Annotated in this window: 6 protein-coding genes and 2 pseudogenes; 2 read left to right on the top strand and 6 right to left on the bottom strand. The window is 68.8% G+C overall.

Annotated features, from left to right (window positions below):
• Positions 1 to 45: 45 nt before the first annotated feature.
• Positions 46 to 1,209 (bottom strand): ribosome small subunit-dependent GTPase A, encoded by a 1,164-nt coding sequence (rsgA, locus tag E0500_RS21530; protein ID WP_131563982.1) that lies wholly within the window; start codon positions 1,207 to 1,209, stop codon positions 46 to 48.
• 740 nt (positions 1,210 to 1,949) lie between these two features.
• On the opposite strand from rsgA, the gene E0500_RS21525 reads away from it, so the two are divergent.
• Together E0500_RS21525 and E0500_RS21520 are read left to right on the top strand one after the other, a co-directional pair.
• On the top strand, positions 1,950 to 10,559 hold the full coding sequence (locus E0500_RS21525; RefSeq protein WP_309505108.1) for a DNRLRE domain-containing protein: 8,610 nt from the start codon (positions 1,950 to 1,952) through the stop codon (positions 10,557 to 10,559).
• A gap of 25 nt (positions 10,560 to 10,584) precedes the next feature.
• Positions 10,585 to 11,130, top strand: coding sequence for a hypothetical protein (locus E0500_RS21520; protein WP_131563984.1), 546 nt, complete (start codon positions 10,585 to 10,587; stop codon positions 11,128 to 11,130).
• A gap of 194 nt (positions 11,131 to 11,324) precedes the next feature.
• Here the strand turns inward: E0500_RS21520 and E0500_RS21515 are convergent, their stop codons facing one another.
• The 5 genes and pseudogenes from E0500_RS21515 to E0500_RS21495 form a co-directional block, all read right to left on the bottom strand.
• Positions 11,325 to 13,133 carry a glycoside hydrolase family 15 protein gene (locus E0500_RS21515; RefSeq protein ID WP_131563985.1) on the bottom strand — a complete coding sequence of 603 codons (1,809 nt, stop codon included), beginning with the start codon at positions 13,131 to 13,133 and terminating at the stop codon, positions 11,325 to 11,327.
• 415 nt (positions 13,134 to 13,548) lie between these two features.
• On the bottom strand, positions 13,549 to 15,039 hold the full coding sequence (locus E0500_RS21510; RefSeq protein WP_131563986.1) for a cellulose-binding domain-containing protein: 1,491 nt from the start codon (positions 15,037 to 15,039) through the stop codon (positions 13,549 to 13,551).
• Between the two features lie 284 nt (positions 15,040 to 15,323).
• Positions 15,324 to 16,643 (bottom strand): radical SAM protein, encoded by a 1,320-nt coding sequence (locus E0500_RS21505; RefSeq protein ID WP_131563987.1) that lies wholly within the window; start codon positions 16,641 to 16,643, stop codon positions 15,324 to 15,326.
• A gap of 157 nt (positions 16,644 to 16,800) precedes the next feature.
• Positions 16,801 to 17,220: pseudogene (locus tag E0500_RS21500) on the bottom strand (NAD(P)-dependent oxidoreductase); the annotation flags it as partial.
• Positions 17,221 to 17,383: 163 nt separating this feature from the next.
• A pseudogene (locus E0500_RS21495) lies at positions 17,384 to 17,971 on the bottom strand (hydroxyacid dehydrogenase); the annotation flags it as partial.
• Positions 17,972 to 18,084 lie beyond the last annotated feature (113 nt).

Raw genomic sequence — 18,084 nt, 5'->3', positions numbered from 1 at the left:
CCCCGCGAGCCCCCGCCCCTCAGAGAATTCCCACCCAGGGCGCCCTTACGTCCAGCGCCCCCTCTTCGCCTCCATCGCCGCACGCCCTTCGGCGCCCTTCCGCTTCCATTCGCGGCGGATGTCCGCCCGCACCTTCGCATCCGTCTTCGCGACGATCCGCTGGTTCTCGCGGAGCAGCTTCCGGTAGCTGTCGAGGCGCCGCTCCGGCAGCGCGCCGGAGTCGACCGCGGCGAGGACCGCGCACCCCGGCTCCGCGGCGTGCGCGCAGTCGTGGAAGCGGCACTCGGCGGCCAGCTCCTCGATCTCCGCGAACACCTGGCCGACCCCGGTCCCGGCGTCCCAGAGGCCGACGCCGCGCAGCCCCGGGGTGTCGATGAGCACGCCCCCGCCGGGCAGCGCGAGGAGGTTGCGCGTCGTGGTGGTGTGGCGGCCCTTGCCGTCGACGTCACGGGTGGCCTGGACCTCCATGACGTCCTCGCCGAGCAGTGCGTTCGCGAGCGTCGACTTGCCCGCGCCGGACTGCCCGAGCAGCACGGACGTGCCCCCGGAGACCACCGCCGCGAGGACGTCCAGGCCGTCCCCGAACGCGGCGCTGACGGGCAGCACCGGCACTCCGGGCGCGCTCGTCTCCACGTCCTGCACGAGGTGGGCGAGTGTCACCGCGTCCGGTACGAGGTCGGCCTTGGTCAGCACCACGACGGGCTGTGCGCCGGACTCCCAGGAGGGGACCGACTTGTGCAGCAGCGCCTCACCACTCGAACAGGACATGGCAAGCGCGAGGAACCGCTCGATCCGCCCGAGGTCCAGTTCGGCCGCGAGCGTCACGCAGATGACGACGTGATCGATGTTGGTGGCAAGCACCTGACCGTCGGACCGCTTCGAGGAGGTCGACCGCACGAAGGCGGTACGGCGGGGCAGGATCGTGCGCGCGTATCGCGGATCGCCGCTTTCGGGGTCGACCGCGACCCAGTCCCCCGTGCACACGACCTTCATCGGGTCACGGGGCACGACGAACTCGGTGTCGGCACGGACGATGCCTGCCGGGGTGACGACATCGCACTGACCGCGGTCGACACGTACGACACGACCGGGCAGGAGACCCTGCTCGGCATACGGGGTGAACTCGGCCTCCCAGCCCGCATCCCAGCCGTACGGCACGAGTGGATGCGAGGAAGACGAGGACGAACCCGGAGAAGAAGAGAAAGACAAGGGGTGACCCTTCACAAGGGTGGCCCCGGCACCGCGCTCACTGGCGCGGGAGAAGAGAGGTCAGCCGGAGGCCACGGAGGTGGACTTGACGAACTTCCGGATGCGGGCAGCGCCCATCTCAACGACAGCCATCGGTCACACCTCCCGAACCAAGCCACACCACTGCAGCAGCCGACCACCGGTCGCTGCGCGAACAGCACTGACCATAGAGGCACACTGGCCGGGGCGCCATCGAATTACGCAGCGGCGAGCCCGCGAGCGCCGGCGGGCGAGCTCCGCGGCGATTCGGTGCGGCTCATCGCCATGCAGGTGACGCCCGAGACCTGGCGACAACGCGAAAAGCTTTCCGTCAGCTCTCGTCCTTCTTCGCGCATAAGCATTTTCTTGCGTATCGGGGCCGTCGGCTCAAGACAACTCGGAATCCGAGAGGTCAGGCCGTCGAAACCGTTTATTCGTATAACGATGCCGCATGCCGATGGCCGCCGGACGGAAATGACGAGCACCCGACATTGCTCACCCGTTCCGCGCTTGGCCTGATTTGATGCCAGATAGCCCGAAGTCACCTGTATGTCTGGACACTTGACATTGCCTGTCCGGCCTGACTACAACTGCGGCGCCCTGCTCCAGGTTCTGCTGTTTATGCGGACCGGACGGGTTTCTCGCAGCAAGTTCAAGGCCACGAGAGACAGGGAAATGAATTCGTGAAATCCAGAGCCGGCAGATTTTTAACCTGCCTAGTGGTGACTGCGGTCACGAGTACCGCGATACCTCAAGTCGCGTATGCCGCAGCACCTGAGTCCGGTGGCGATGGCGGCAAGGGAATCGTCGATTCCGTCAAGGCATGGTTCTCCGACGATGACGGAAGCCACCGGCCCAAGGAGCCGCAGACCGGCGGGGAGCCGACCCTGCCCAGCCGTGACAAGCTCCCCAAGGGGACCAAGGCGCCCAAGGCCGAACGCGTCGCCGAACTCACCGCCAAACGCACGCCGTACTCCCGCTACTGGCAGATGTCCGACGGGCGGGTGCAGGCCGAGGTCTCGGCCACGCCCACCTCCTACCGGTCGGGCAAGAGCTGGAAGACCATCGACGCGGGTGTCGAGAAGGCCGACAAGACGGGCTACGCCTTCGCCAACACCGCCAACACCGGCCGCAGTTACTTCGGTACCGACCCGCAGCGGCTGGTGCGGTTCGAGACCACCGAGGGCCATGTCGTCACCCTCGGTCTGGAGGGCGCCGCCAAGCTGGCACCGACGGCCGAGGGTCATTCCGTCACCTACCGGGACGCGGTCGAGGGCAAGAACGCGGACCTGGTGTACGAGGTCGGTCCCGGCCGTCTGAAGGAGAACATCGTCCTGCGCGAGAGACCCGCGGGACCGGTGTCGTTCACCTTCACCCTCGACACGGGTGGGCTGAGGCCCAAGGCCGCCAAGGACGGCTCCATACGCCTGTACGGCGAAGGCGACTCTCCCGTCCTTGAGCTTCCGCCCGCCTTCATGACGGATGCGAAGAAGGACGCCGAGTCCCCGTACGGCAGCGCCTACAGCACCTCCGTCGACCAGCGGCTGAGCCGTGACGGCAAGAGCTGGAAGGTGACCGTCACCCCGGACGCGAAGTGGCTGGCCGCGCCCGCTCGGCAGTACCCGGTCACGATCGACCCGACGATCTCCATCTCGCCGACGCCGTCCCAGGCACAGGACGTGATGATCTCCTCGGACGCACCGACGGAGAACTACGACAGCAGCTGGCGGCTCTCGGTCGGCAACACCGGCACGGGCAGCTCCCGTGCCCTGCTGCGGTTCCCCATCACGGGTATCCCGTCCGGCACCAAGCTGGATTCCGCCGACCTCAAGCTGTACTACGACCAGCACCACACCACCAGTGCCAACGAGGTGCAGCTCGAAGCGCACCGTGCCACCGCCGCGTGGAGCGAGTCCACCGCGACGTGGGACAACGCCAAGGACATCACCGGCGAGCTGTCCGGCACGTCCGTGACCGTCGACGACGGAGACACGGGCACCACGGCGGCCAAGGGGTCCTGGCCCGCGTCCGGGAACACCGCGTACACCCAGTACGCGGTCAACAGGGACTACCTGTACAACAAGGACAGCGTCGCCGGCGACACCTACACCTGGCAGCCGAGCCTCCCCGAGGACGGCACCTACCAGGTCGAGGCGCACTACGTGCCCGCCGAGGACCGCGCCACCAGCGCGCCGTACACCGTGACCTACGACGGCGGCAGCAAGGCCTACACCGTCAACCAGGCGGCCGGTTCGGCGGGCGTGTGGAAGACGCTCGGCAGCCACCCGTTCAAGGCGGGCACCCTGGGCAAGGTGGTGCTGGGCGACGGGCCCGCATCCACCTCCACCGCGGTGATCGCCGACGCGGTGCGCTTCACGAAGGGCGGAGTGGTCACCAAGAAGCCGGAGGAGGGCAACCTCTGGCACTCCTTCCCGGTGACGAAGACCGTCCAGCAGTGGATCGACGGTGTCCACACCAACAACGGCTTCGTGATCAAGGCCGGTGACGAGTCCGCGACCGGCCCCAAGGGCGGACCCAGGTACGAGGGCAGCGAGTACGCCTACGGCGGTGAGAGCATCAACGTCCCGCGCCTGGTGCTGACCTTCGGCCGGCAGGGCGTGGACCTGGCCGCCCCGGACACCATCCACGCCACCGGCGCGGACCTGAACTGGTCGGCCTACCAGGACCCGTCCAGCAACACCGGCGACGACATCGTCGAGTACCAGGTGCACCGCTCGGTGTTCCAGACCTTCACGCCGTCGCAGTCCACCCTGGTCGCCCCGGTGGCCCCGGGCACGACCTCGTACTCGGACACCTCCGCGGTGCCGACACGCGCGGACGACGCGGATCCGCTGGGCCGCGCCTACTACTACATGGTCGCGGTCAAGACGCGTGACCGCCAAGTGATCCCGGCGCCCACCCAGTTGGTCCGGCTGCCCAAGGCGGGCCGGGTCACCAAGCTGGTGGAGGCGTCCCAGGACACCACGCTCACCGCGAACCAGCCGACGCAGCCCCACGACACCATCATGGACGCCGGTGTCCCCTACCCGTGGCTGATGGTCGGCAACAACTCGGCCACCTACGGCACCAGTCGTGCGCTGGCCAAGTTCCCGGCCCTCAACATCCCGTCCACCGCCCGTGTGGTGGACGCCGATGTCAAGATGTGGTCCTTCACCACCGTCCCCGGAGGTTCCGGAGCCCGGTACGAACTGCGCCCGCTGACACGGGACTTCGCCGAGGCCACCGCCACCTGGCAGAAGGCCGACTCCGCCACGTCGTGGACCACGGCGGGTGGTGACACCGGCTCCGCGGTCGCCGACAACGGCAACTTCACCAACGACCCCGTCCAGCGCGAGTGGGACGTGACCTCGATGGTGCAGGGCTGGGTGAAGACCCCGGCGAGCCAGCACGGCGTCATGGTGAAGCTCGCGGACGAGGCCGGCGTGCAGGAGCGCAGCCTCTTCGTCTCCACCGAGGGCGTGGAGCCGAGGCTGCGGCCACGGCTCGCGGTCACGTACATCGACTCCACCACGGACTCGACGTACTACGCCCCGCAGACCCCGGCGCGGATGACCCCGAACTCCGACCGCACGGTCGAGTTCACCCTCACCAACACCACCACCTCCACCTGGAAGGCCGGCCGGCATGTGCTGGCCTACCGGTGGGAGCTGCCCGACGGCACCGACGTCACCAACGGCGGCAACCAGGTGCGCACGGCACTGCCCGCCGACCTGCTGCCGGGTGACTCCGTCACCCTCCAGGCTCAGGTGAAGACCCCGGTCAACTCCGACTCGGGGAACAAGCGCACCGACTACGCGCTGGTCTGGGACGTCCTCGACACCCAGGCGAGCACATGGGTGTCCGGTACGGACGGCATCCCGGGGCTGCGGCAGAGCGTCGCCGTCGAGGACCCGACGTCCGACCAGCTGGGCATGGAGAAGTACTACACCTACAACGGCGTCAACACCGGTGCGGGCTCCTCCCTGATGACCAACACCGCGGCCGGCAACACCGTCTGGCAGTACAACGCGTTCAACAACCCGGGCCGCGGGCTCAACACCTTCTTCCGCCTGGCCTACAACTCGCTCGACACCTCCGACACGGTGGCCGGTGCGGGCTGGTCCGTGCAGGCGTCGGGACCGATCCGGCTCGGCACCCCGCTGGACTTCCACCCCAACCCGAACCCCAGGGAGATCCGGCTGCCCGACGGAGACGGCACCACGCACGTCTTCCGCAAGCAGGACGACGGCACCTGGAAGGCCCCGGCGGGCGTTCACTTCAGGCTCTCGGCCAAGCCGGGCCTGGACTGCACCCCGGACAAGGACCCGATCCCGGACGCCTGGACCCTGACCAAACCGGACGGCACGCGCTTCGTCTTCGGCTGCGACGGCTACATGACGTCGACGGTCGACAAGAACGGCAACACACAGACGTTCACGTACGAAGAGCGCAAGTCCAACAACAAGCCCACCAAGTTCCTGAAGTACATCACGGACCCGGCGGGCCGGCAGACGCTGACCGCCACCTACTACACGAAGGCCGACTCCTCCAACCCGAAGATCGTCGACCACCTCAAGTCGGTGACGGAGATCTCCGGCCGGCAGCTGACCTTCGCGTACTCCGACAAGGGTCTGCTGACCAAACTCACCGACGGCGCGGGCTCGTCCCAGCCGAAGGTGTTCGGCTTCGAGTACGACGCCACCCAGGGCAACAAGAACGTCAAGCTGGTCAAGGTCACCGACCCGCGCAACAACGTGACCGGCCTGGCGTACTACTACCCACGTGAGGGCGACGACCCGAAGTACCACTGGTGGACGCAGACCCTGACCGACCGCCTCGGCGGTCCGATGGAGTTCGCGTACGCGCCCGATGCGGTCAACACCGACCACACCTCCGCCGTGGTCACCGACGCCGAGGGCAACGCCACGACATATGTGACCGACGACTACGGCCGCCCGGTGCAGTCGACCAACGCCAAGAACCAGTCCACCAAGCTGACCTGGGACGCGGACAACAACGTCACGTACCTGGAGGAGGCCAACGGAGCCACGACCGCGTACTGTTACGACCCGCTCACCGGCTACCCGCTGTGGAAGCGCACGGCCGAGATGAACAAGGGGGGCGTCCCGCCGCAGAGCGACTGCGCTACGGGCAAGTACCCGGTCAACAGCACGCAGTACGAGTACGTCAAGCGGCTGGACGGCTACTCGTCCGACATCTTCCGCAAGACCTCCCCGCAGCTCCGCACCTGGAACTTCGGCTACGACGGCTTCGGCAACCTGACCACGGTCACCGACCCGAAGGGTGTCTCCACTCCGGACGCCGGCGACTACACCACCCGGTACGAGTACGACACGTACGGTCTGCTGTCCAAGGCGACGGACGCCAACGGCCACGCCACGAAGAACAGCGAGTTCGGCCCTGCCGGCTACCCGGCGAAGATCACCGACGCGCTGGAGAAGACCACCTCGTTCGTCCACGACGATCGCGGCAAGGTCAGGGAGATCATCGACCCGCTGGGCAACAGGACCACGCAGACGTACGACACGTACGGTCGGCCGATGGTCAGGACGGTCCCGAAGGACCAGGCCGAGAACGACCTGATCACCACCCCGGCGCCCGACTATGACGCGAACGACAACGTCACCAAGGCCATCGCACCCAACGGGGCGGTGTCCACGGCGGTCTACGACGCGGCCGACCAGACCACCGAGGCCACCTCGCCACAGGACTCGCCGACCGCGCCGCTGCGCAAGACGCTCTACACCTACGACAAGACCGGTCACCTGAAGACCACGACCGAGCCCAAGGGCGTGGCCACGCCCGCCGACCCGGACGACTTCACCACCACCCAGCACTACGACGAGCTCTACCAGCTCACCTCCGTGGTCAACGCCCTCGGCGAGAAGATCTCGTACGAGTACGACTCGGTGGGCAACAACGTCAAGGTCGTCGACCCGAAGAAGAACCGCACGGCGGACCCCGACGACTTCTCCTCGAAGATGACCTACGACCTGGAGCACCGGGTCACCACGGTCACCGACCCGCTGGGCAACGTGTCGCGGCGCGGCTACGACAAGGACGCGCTGGTCGTCTCCGAAACGGACCCGGGCGGCAACTCCACTCAGACCAGCTACGACGAGCGGGGCAAGAAGACCGAGGTCAAGGTGCCCCACAGCGGCTCCGGCCCGGACACCGTCCACCGCACCACGCAGTACGAGTACGACCAGGTCGGCAACGCGACCCGGGTCATCACGCCGCGCGGCACGGAGACGGCGAACGCGGAGGACTTCGCCTCGCGCACCGAGTACGACGCGCTGAACCGGCCGGTCAAGCAGTTCCTGCCGTACAACCCGGCGGACACGCGCTACAACAACCCCAACGTCTACACCGAGACCGTCTACGACGCGGTCGGCCGGGTCGTCAAGACCTCGCTGCCGCCGTCGGAGGGGCAGACCGTCCGCAACGACACGTATCAGACCTACTACGACAACGGTTGGGTGAAGGACTCGACCGACCCGTGGGACATCAAGACCAGCTACGACTACAACGAGTTGGGCCTGCAGACGTCCCGCACGCTCACCTCGGCCGGCGGTGACTTCAGCCGCACCATGGGCTGGACCTACTACCCGAACGGCAAGCTGAAGGAGAAGACCGACGACGGCGTGCCGGTCGGCACCGCGGTCCCGCTCGTCGACAACTCCGACGCCCAGCACACCAGCACCACGGGCACGTGGACGTCCGGCACCAAGACCGGTCAGCAGGGGTACGACTACCGCGCCCACGCGGCCGGCAGCGGGACGGACTCGTTCACCTGGACGCTGAACATCCCGAAGAACGGCAAGTACACCGCCTATGTGAAGTTCCCGGAGGTCAGCGGAGCCAGCAAGACCGCCAGGTACAAGCTGACCCACGCCGGCGGGAGCGTCGAGAAGACGGTCGACCAGTCCAGCGGCGCGGGCGCCTGGGTGAGCCTCGGCTCGTACGACTTCACCCAAGGGAACACGTCGAAGCTGGAGCTCTTCCAGAGCACGGCCGGCGCGGTTGTGGCGGACGGGGTCAAGCTCGTCCGGGATCTGTCCAGTGAGGTCGACGCGGAGAAGCACCAGTTCCGCTACTCCTACGACCTCAACGACAACCTGTCAGTGATCGACGACCTGTCGCCCGGCGCGGAGGCCGACAAGTACTCGATCTCCTACAACGAGCTGGGCAGGGTTTCCGGGGTCACCGAGACCCTGGCGGGCCAGGAGAAGACGACCACCGCCTACACCTACGACCCCAACGACCAGCCGGACACGATCACCCATCCCGACCAGCACTCGAAGTACACCTACGACCTGAGAGAGATGGTCAAGTCGGTCGCAGTGGGTACGTCGCCCACGGACGCCGACCCCAAGGTCACCAGCTACACCTACACCGACCGCGGTCAGGTACTGAAGGAGACCAAGGACAACGGCAACACCGTTGACCACACCTACTTCGTCGACGGTGCGGTGAAGAGCACCGAGGAGAAGAAGGCCAACGGCACCCTGGTCGCCTCGCACACCTACGACTACGACGCCAACGGCAACAAGGCGAAGGACGTCGCGAAGAAGATGAACGCCGACAACCACTCGGCGTATCTCGAATCCACCACCGAGTACAGCTACGACCCGGTGGACCGAATAGCCAAGTCGGTGAAGACCGGCAACGGCGCGACCACGGAAACCTACGTCCACGACGACAACGCCAACGTCATCGAGCAGGAGGTCGGCGGGGCCACCACGGACTTCCGCTACGACCGGAACCGGCTGCAGACGTCGACCACCGCGGGCTCCGTCACCTCCTTCAACTACGACCCGCTGGGTCGCCAGGAGTCGACCTCCCAGGACGGCCAGATCGTCTCGCGGAACATCTACGACGGCTTCGACCACGTCATCGAGTCCCAGCAGCGGGACGCGAGCGGGGCGATGAAGTCCACGAAGTTCACCTTCGACCCGCTCGACCGCACCGCGTCCAAGACCGCGGACGGCAAGACCACCGACTACAAGTACCTCGGCCTCTCCCAGGAAGTGCTGACCGAGGAGGTCGCCGGCAAGCTGACCAAGTCCTACCAGTACAGCCCGTGGGGCCAGCGCCTGTCGCAGATCAAGCACAACGAGAACGGGACGACCGAGGACGCGTACTACGGCTACAACAGCCACACCGACGTCGAGACCCTGACCGACGACAGCGGCAACACCAAGGCCACCTACGGCTACACCGCCTACGGCAAGAACGACGAGTCGGAGTTCACCGGCATCGACAAACCGGAGGCGGCCGACCCGAACAAGGAGGAGTACAACCCCTACCGCTACAACGCCAAGCGGTGGGACTCCGGCTCCGGCACCTACGACATGGGCTTCCGCGACTACGACCCGGGGCTGAACCGCTTCACCACCCGGGACATGTACAACGGAGCCCTCGCCGACATGGGGCTGGGCAGTGACCCGTTCACCGGCAACCGGTACGCCTTCACAGGCGGCAACCCGATCAGCAACGTCGAACTCGACGGGCACTTCTTCGCCCTCGCGATCCCGGCCGCCATCGTGGCGTTCGCCGCCGCGGTGGTGGTCACCGTCGCCGTCATCGCCGTCGCCGCCGCCGTCGAGTACGTCGTCGACCAGGTCAGGGAGCGGATCAACGAACGCTCCAGGGAGCGGGACGACACCAGTGACCAACCCGCACCCGACCCGAGGCGCATCCCGCGTCCGCAGCCGGACCCCGGCGAGGACGAGAACCGGGGCAACTGCGGAGACGGCTGGATCAAGTACGGGGACAGGGACGCGTCGAACGGCAACCGCGCCACGACAGCGGAGGCCTGCCTGACGAAGGAGTACCTGAAGAACAACAAGGGCACTCCCGTGGGTTCGAACCCGCCGGGATATCAGTGGGCGCAGAACTTCGCCGACAGCAAGGGACTGGACGCGCAGAAGAACGTCAACGCCTGCCACCTCATCGGCAACAAGCTCGCGGGCAAGGGCGTCCTGGCCAACCTCTCCCCGTGCGCCCGGGGCGCCAACGCCAAGCAGATCGGCTCCACGCAGGGCGACGAGCACATGAGGGCGTACGAGAACATGGTGTACCAGGCCGTGATGTCCGGCCAGCACGTCATGTACACCGTCTCACCCCGCTACGAGGGGAGCAGGACGGTGCCGACCGGGTACGACATGTCGGCGTACGGCATGTACCCCGATGGAACGGTCGGCATCAACTTCCAGGTGTTCATCCCCAACACTCTGAGCACAGGAGACAATCTGGGCACCCAAAACGACAGCAGTGGCGCTCCGGCGCCCACAGGAGCCACACCATGACACGGACTGAGAAGGCGAGGTGCCGATGACTGAGTCGGCCGATCTGGACGCCCTGCGACGGCTCATGCCGCCGCCGGCGGACGGTGGTACAAGGGTCGACTGGGACGCCATGACCGCGTCCTGGGGCAGGCCGTTCCCGCCTGACTACCAGCGCTTCATGGAGGTCTACGGCGCCGGCGCGGTGCAGGACTACCTGGCGATCAACACACCCGAACCCAAGGTCTCACTGTCCGAGGCACAGCGGGACGGGATGGTGATCGAGACGGCGAACGCCGAGGCCGACTGGGAGACCGAGGACAAGGCGCCCGAGTTGGAAGGTACCTCTCCGGTACTGATCAACTGGGGTGTCGACGCCACCGCCGACATGCTGTGCTGGGATGCCTCGGACGAGGATCCCGCCAAGTGGCCGGTCGTGGTCTACGCGCGGAACGGCTCGCTGTGGAGCCGCTACGACTGCGGCATGGTGGAGTTCCTCGTCCGGGTGCTGCGGGCCGATTTTCCCGAGTGCCCACTCGGCGGGCTGTTCATGTGGGGCGTCAGTGAGGCGACCTTCGAGAAGAGGGGCGGCTGACCGCGACCCTGCTCCGCGCAGGGGCGCCCGGGAAGGCCCGGACCGGGCACAGCCTGGGTCGGTAACCCGGTGAGGCCTGTGTGACGACGGCCTGTGCGACCCCGTCCGGGGTTGCGCAGGCCGTTGTCGTGTCCAGGGTGGATTGATGTCGCGGGCAACCCCCGCTACGTACGGACGTATCTGCCGCGCCGGGCTCAGTCCCCCGGGCGCGGCACACCGCGCCGGTGCTCCGTGGCGTGCCGGTCCAGTTCGTACGCGACCCGGATGAGCGGAACATGGGTGAACGCCTGGGGGAAGTTGCCGAGTTGGCGGCGTGTGACGGGGTCGTACTCCTCGGCGAGCAGGCCGACGTCGTTGCGCAGGGACAGCAGCCGCTCGAACAGTTCGCGGGCCTCGTCATCGCGGCCGATCAGCAGCAGCGCGTCCGCGAGCCAGAAGGAGCAGGCCAGGAAGACGCCTTCGGGTCCGGCTAGCCCGTCCGGGGAGGGGCCGCTGTCGGCCAAGTAGCGCAACACCAGCCCGTCGGCGTCGAGTTCGCGTCGTACCGCCTCGATGGTGCCGAGGACCCGGGGGTCGTCGGGGGGCAGGAAGCCGGTCTGCGGGATGAGCAGCAGCGCGGCGTCCAGCTCCGGCGTTCCGTAGGCCCCGGTGAAGGTGGAGCGGACGGGGTCGAACCCCTGCTCACACACCTCCTGGCGAATACGGTCCCGGACCTGCCGCCAGCGGTCCACGGGCCCGGAGCGCCCGAACTCCTCCGCGAGTCGTACCGCGCGGTCGAAGGCGACCCAGCACATCACCTTGGAGTGGACGTGGTGGCGCGGAGGGCTGCGTGTCTCCCACAGCCCCTGGTCGGGGGCGGTCCACGCCCGCTCCAGGTCGTCGAGCAGGAGCCGCTGGAGGGAGACCATGTGCTGCCGCGGGCGCAGTCCGGAGCGGACGGTGAGGTAGACGGTCTCCATCACCTCGCCCTGCACGTCGAGCTGTCGCTGGTCTGCTGCGGCGTTTCCGATGCGTACGGGCCGCGAGCCCTCGTACCCGGGCAGCCAGCCGGCCTCCCACTCGTTGAGCCGGCGTTCGCCCGCGATGCCGTACATGATCTGGATGTCCTGGGGCCGCCCGGCCACCGCCCGTTCGAGCCAGCCCCGCCAGGCTTCGGCCTCGGCGGTGAAGCCGCTGCGCAGCAGCGCTTCCAGGGTGAGGCCGCTGTCGCGGAGCCAGCAGTAGCGGTAGTCCCAGTTACGCGAGCCGCCGATCTCCTCGGGGAGGGAGGTGGTGGGGGCGGCGACGATGCCGCCGGTGGGCTCGTAGGTGAGGGCCTTGAGTGTGATCAGTGAGCGGGCGACCGCGTCGCGGTAGGGACCGTGGTAGGTCAGCGGTCGCAGCCACTCCTGCCAGTACGTCTCCGTGGCCCGCAGCGCCGCGAAGGCGTCCACGGGGTCGGGGGCGGGCAGGTGGGAGGGGTGCCAGGTGAGGACGAAGGGGATCTGTTCGCCGGCGCTCACGCGGAAGCGGGCGGTGTGGGCCTTGCCGTGCGCGGTGAGCCGCACGGGAGTGTGCAGCCACACCGATTCCGGTCCGGCGATCCCGGTCAGTGCGCCGCCCTCCCGGCGCATCCAGGGCAGCACGCGCCCGTAGTCGAAGCGCAGCCGCAGGTCCATGTGCATGTCGACACTGCCGGACAGGCCCTCGACGATGCGGACGACGCAGGGGGCGCCCTCGCGGCGCGGCATGAAGTCGGTGACGAGGACCTGGCCGGTGGCCGTCTCCCACTCGGTGTTGAGGATGAGGGTGTCGCCACGGTAGCGGCGGCGGGCGTACGGGCCGTCCGGCTCGGCCGGGGCGATCAGCCAGCGGCCGTTGTCCGGGTCACCGAGCAGCGCGGCGAAGCACGCCGACGAGTCGAACCGTGGCAGGCACAGCCAGTCCAGACTCCCGTCCCGGCCCACGAGCGCCGCGGTGAGCAGGTCCCCGACGAGGGCGTAGTCCTCGATGCGTCCCGGCATGGGCCCAGTCTCGGCGCACCCGCCGCCCCGGGCATGCCGGGCGGGGCGTTCGAGTGCGGGGGCCGCGCCCCGGAAGGGGGTGTGGGCCGGTGGCACCGTGCGGCTCCACCGCGTGGGGACGACTGGCGGGCCGCGCCGGGCCATGCGTCTCGTGGGGCCGTGCGCCTCGCCGAGCCGTGTGCCTCGCCGGACCGTGCGTCTTACCGAGCCGTACGCACCTTGCCGGGCCGTGCACCTCGCCGAGCCGTGCGTCTCACCGGGCCGTGCGCCTCGCCGGGCCGTGTGCGCCCCGCCGGACCGTGCGTCTCACCGAGCCGTACGCGCCTTGCCGAGCCGACGCACCTCGCCGAGCCGTGCGTCGCACCGGGGCGTGTGCCTCGCGGAGCCGACGCCCACCCGGCCCCTCCCCGCGGCCTCAGCTCACCTTCGTGCAGCTCCGGCCGTTCAGCGTGAAGTCGCGTGGGGTGGAGTTGTCGCCCTGCCATGAGGCGAGGAAGCCCACGCCGAAGGTGGCGCCGGCGTCGACGGACTGGTTGTAGTCGGCGGGGGTCGCCGTGACGCGGGAGCCGTCCTGGTCGGAGGTGCCGTCCCACATCTGGGTGATGCGCTGGCCGTCCTTGAAGGTCCAGCCGATGCGCCAGTCGTCGACGGCCTTTGCGGAGGTGACCGTGACGGTGGCCTGGAAGCCGTCGGGCCACTCGTTGACTATCTCGTAGCGGAGGCGGCAGAAGGAGTCCGACTCGTCGGGCGCGACCGGCCGGTGCGAGATGCGCGCCGGGGACGAGCCCTCGCCCTGCGGTTCCGGGTCGGACTCGGCGGCCGGGGTGCGGCTGGCGTCGGCACGCGGTGCCTCCGACGGGTCGCCCGAGGTGTCGGACGGCAGCGGCGCCACGGTCGGCAGCGACACGTCGGGGTCCGCCACGGGCTGACGGCTCGCCGGGTCGTCCTGGGCCTGGGTGCCGCCCTCGGAGCCGACGGGCATGAGGGAGACCGCGAGGGCCAGGACGGAGACGATCCCGGCGGCTACCAGAATGCCGGTGCGGCCGACCCGGGGCTTGGGCTCCCTGCTCGGCGACAGACCCCGGTCGGCGCCCGACAGGTCGGCACGGCCGGGGATCAGCCCGGCCTCGGCGGCCCGGCGGCGCCGTTCCAGGTACGCGTGGCCACCCCAGCCGATGACGCCGCCCGCCAGCGCGGCGGGCAGTCCGCTGCTCGGCGACCGGAGGCAGGCGGCGGCCTCGGCGCACTCGACGCAGGTGGCGAGGTGCCGTGAGAGGTCCTCGGGGGTCTCGGCCTCGGGCGAGCGGGTGACCGCGTCCAGCAGCCGCGCGTACCTGCGGCAGTCCGAGTCCATGGGGGTGTCGAGGTGGTTGCTCTGGCAACGCTCCCGGAACAGCGAGCGCACCTGGGCGAGTTCCCTGGAGGCGCTCGCCGGGTCGAGCCGGAGGCGCCGGGCCACGACGGGCAGCGGGAGCGACTCCACCTCGACCAGCCACAGCAGGGCGGCGTCCGGCTCCTGCATGTCGCTCAGCCCGCGCAGTGCGAGCGGCCGGTTCAGGGGCGGGCCGGTGTACCGGGCGGCCTTGTCGGAGTTGAGCCACAGCCGCAGGTCGGCATCGAGCCGGGGGCCCCGCCCGTGGGCCTCCCAGGCCCCGGCCGTGGTGCGGACCGAGGCCAGCAGGAAGGGGATTCTGGGCAGTCGTAACGCCCGTCGGCCCGTGCCCCGGCCGGCTCTGGCCTCGTCGGCGCGGGCCTCCTGTATGCCGTGCGTGAACGCCTCTGTTGCCAGTTGGCTGGCCGAGGCCGACCCGGATGTGCACAGATCGGCGTACGAAAGGACCGCGTCCCAGCACTCCGACAGCAGCGCGGCTTCGGTGGCGTCCTGGGGCTTCGGCAGGTCGGGCATGGGTCTCCTGCATCCACAGAGCGAGGTGCGTCCATCTGAAACGATGCGCATCCACAATGCAAAGGGCAACTCACCTTAGAAGTAAGGGAGTTGGGGGTATCTCACGACAGGCCCCGAGCTTTTCACGGTTCCCGCACAACTGACAAGCCGCATGTCCAGATGTGGTTACCGCCGGTTGCCACCCGTTGTCACCGGTGAGTTGTACGTACACCGGCACCCATCGACTCACCCGCCGGAGAAATTACCCGCCCAAGCCCGCCTCTCCTACGCCCCGGGGCGTCCGCCTACCCGCCCACGCGCTCCTCGGCCGGGAGACTGTCCATGAACGAGCTCACCGAGAAGACCGCGCGACCGGGTCCGGGCAGGCCGTATCCGGGCGGGGACGACAGCCCGAAGTCGTCCATCGTGGCGCGGTACGCCTCCAGCAGCCGGATGTGGTACTCCAGCGGCGCACCCTGCGGGTTCGCCTTGCCCAGCGGGGTGGTGGGCTCCGGGCACCAGGTGGTGAACCGGGGCGTGATGCCGTGGGACATGAAGAACCGCAGCCCCTCGGTGGTCGACGCGATGGCCTCGTCGACGGTCGTGAACCCGAAGGGCTCGGCCATCTCCACGCCCGCGACGAAGTTGGGGATCACGTTGCGCGCACCGAACACCTCAGCCGAGTCGAGGATGCGCTTGTGCCACTCGTCGCGGCCCACGTAGCGCTCCTTGCCCGGGCAGTACAGCTCGAACAGCCGCCGGTCCCACACCTCGTAGTTGGGGTGGTAGATCTGCACGCCGTAGTCCTTGAACCGCTGCACGTCGTCGCGCGGCAGCGCCTGCGCGACGACCTTGCCGATCCACCGGCCCGGGAAGCGCTCCTCGATGGCCTTGGCGTAGTGCCCGTAGAAGTCGGCCTCGTCGCGCCCGGCGACCTTCGACGTGATGGCACCACCGGTGAGCGTGTACGCCGTGGACGCCTTCGCGGTGTCGTACCGGTCGATGATCTCCAGCGCCTCCAGGACCTCCTCGACGTCCTTGACACCGGTGTAGGGACGCCCGGCCGCCTTGTGCTGGCGCCAGTTGTGGTTGATGTCGCAGTACTGGCACTCCTCCTTGGCGCCGAAGTACTGGCACACCCGGAACACGGTGAGGTAGATCAGGTAGCCCCACTGGATGGTCGGGGCGACCTCCATCACGGACTTCCCGTTGGCGAGCGTGTGCCGGTAGTACTCCGGCATCGGCGGCACACCGACGTCGGCGACGCGCCTGCCGTCGAGGTAGAGACCGAGGAGCCCTTCCTCGTCGGCCGCCACCCGGTACGGCGAGGACGGGTTCACTCGCACGGACACGACGGTCCGGCGCAGGTCGTACGGGCCTCCGGTGAGGATGATCTCCTCCGGCGGACGGCGCAGCGCGGCCTCGCCCAGCTCGGGCAGGGTGCCGTGGTCGAAGGAGAAGATGAAGTACGACTTCGGCTTGACCTCGCCGCTCTCGTTGTCACTGAGGGCTGACGGGTCGAAGGCCACCCCGCCCCGGAGCAGATCCTCCTTGAAGACGGCTTCCCGCGGGACGTGCGGGAAGCGCTCCATCAGATCCTCTACCAGCGCGGTGCGGCTGCCCATCCTGCATCTCCTCCTGGATCGGACGTACGACTCCTCACGGTATGCCCCTGGGTGGGGGTGCGTGGTGGCGGGGCCCTGCTTTCGGCGGGGCGCAGACGGTGACCGAGTGCCTTTCGTCGGCGTGGCTGTCACCGTTTCCGGCATGGCGGGGCGGCCGTCACGCCGTGCGCTCCAGCACCGACGCGTCGATCCCATGCGCCAACGGCTGTCCGGCGGAGAACCGTTCGGCCTCCTCCACGACCGCGAGGCCGAGGCGGGCCACCTCGTTGCCCTGTGAACCGGCGAGGTGGGGGGTGATGAAGGCGTTCGGCAGGTCGTAGAGCGGGGAGTCGGCGGGCAGCGGCTCGGGGTCGGTGACGTCGAGGATCGCGCTGATCCGCCCGCTTCGCAGCTCGTCGATGAGCGCTTCGTGGTCGATGAGCGCGCCGCGCGCGGTGTTGATGAGGACGGAGCCGTCCGGCATCAGGGCGAGTTCGCGGCGCCCGATCAGGTGACGGGTTTCGGGGGTGTCGGGGGCGTGGACGGTGACGATGGCGGAGGTGCTGAGGAGCTCGTCGAGCGGCAGCAGGGGTACGCCGGGGGCTTCTGATGGCTCTCCGTGGAAGAAGGAGCGGCGTTCGGTGCGTGCTCTCGGCGTGCCGGGCGGAAGTCCTCGTAGCGGAGCTACTAGGACTTTCGTCCGGTGCGGCGAGAGTGCGTGCCGGGCGTCGCGACGCCGCGGAGAGCCATCAGAAGCCCCCTAGTGCCGCGGCCCCGGCCTCGTCGACGTACGAGTCGGTGAGGCTCGGCCGCAGGTCGAAGGGGCGCAGCAGCTCGATGAGGCGGCGGCCGATGCGGGAGGCGCCGATGATGCCGACGCGGCGGCCGTGGTTGCCGATGCCGGGGACGATCTCCCAGCCGGGGTGGACCCGCTCGGCCCTGAGACGCTCCCTGCTCACGAAGAGGTCCTTGCCCGCGAGCAGGATCATGGCGAGCGTGTACTCGGCAACGGGCACCGCGTTGGCGTCGGCCGCCGAGGAGACCGCGATCCCGCGCTCCCACACTGCCGGGGTCGTGAAGCCCTTCACCGAGCCCGCGGAGTGCAGGATCGCCCGCAGCTTCGGCGTCGTGTCGAGCACCGCCTCGTCGACCACGGGGCAGCCCCAGCCCGTGACCAGGACCTCGGTCTCGGCGAGCACGTCCCGGACCCGCGGATCGGTGAAGCTCCCGGCCACCACGGTGGGGTCGATGTCCAGGGCGTCACGCAGGCGGGCCAGTACGTCCGGCGGGAAGACCCGGGGAACGTTCTCGGCGGTCATGGCGAAGAGGGCCGCGGGACGCTCGGTCAAGGAAGGGGCCTTCCGGCTCGGTGACGCAGGGACAGCAACCGGTTTCTAACGTAGATGTCGGCAGGTGAGGGGGCAATGGATCACGCAGGGGCGGGAGTTGGGCAGCGCTTCCA

This window comes from Streptomyces sp. KM273126, assembly GCF_004337435.2.
Classification (GTDB): domain Bacteria; phylum Actinomycetota; class Actinomycetes; order Streptomycetales; family Streptomycetaceae; genus Streptomyces; species Streptomyces acidicola.
Note: the sequence above shows the minus strand (reverse complement) of the source record. Positions and strands in the feature narration are given on the sequence as shown.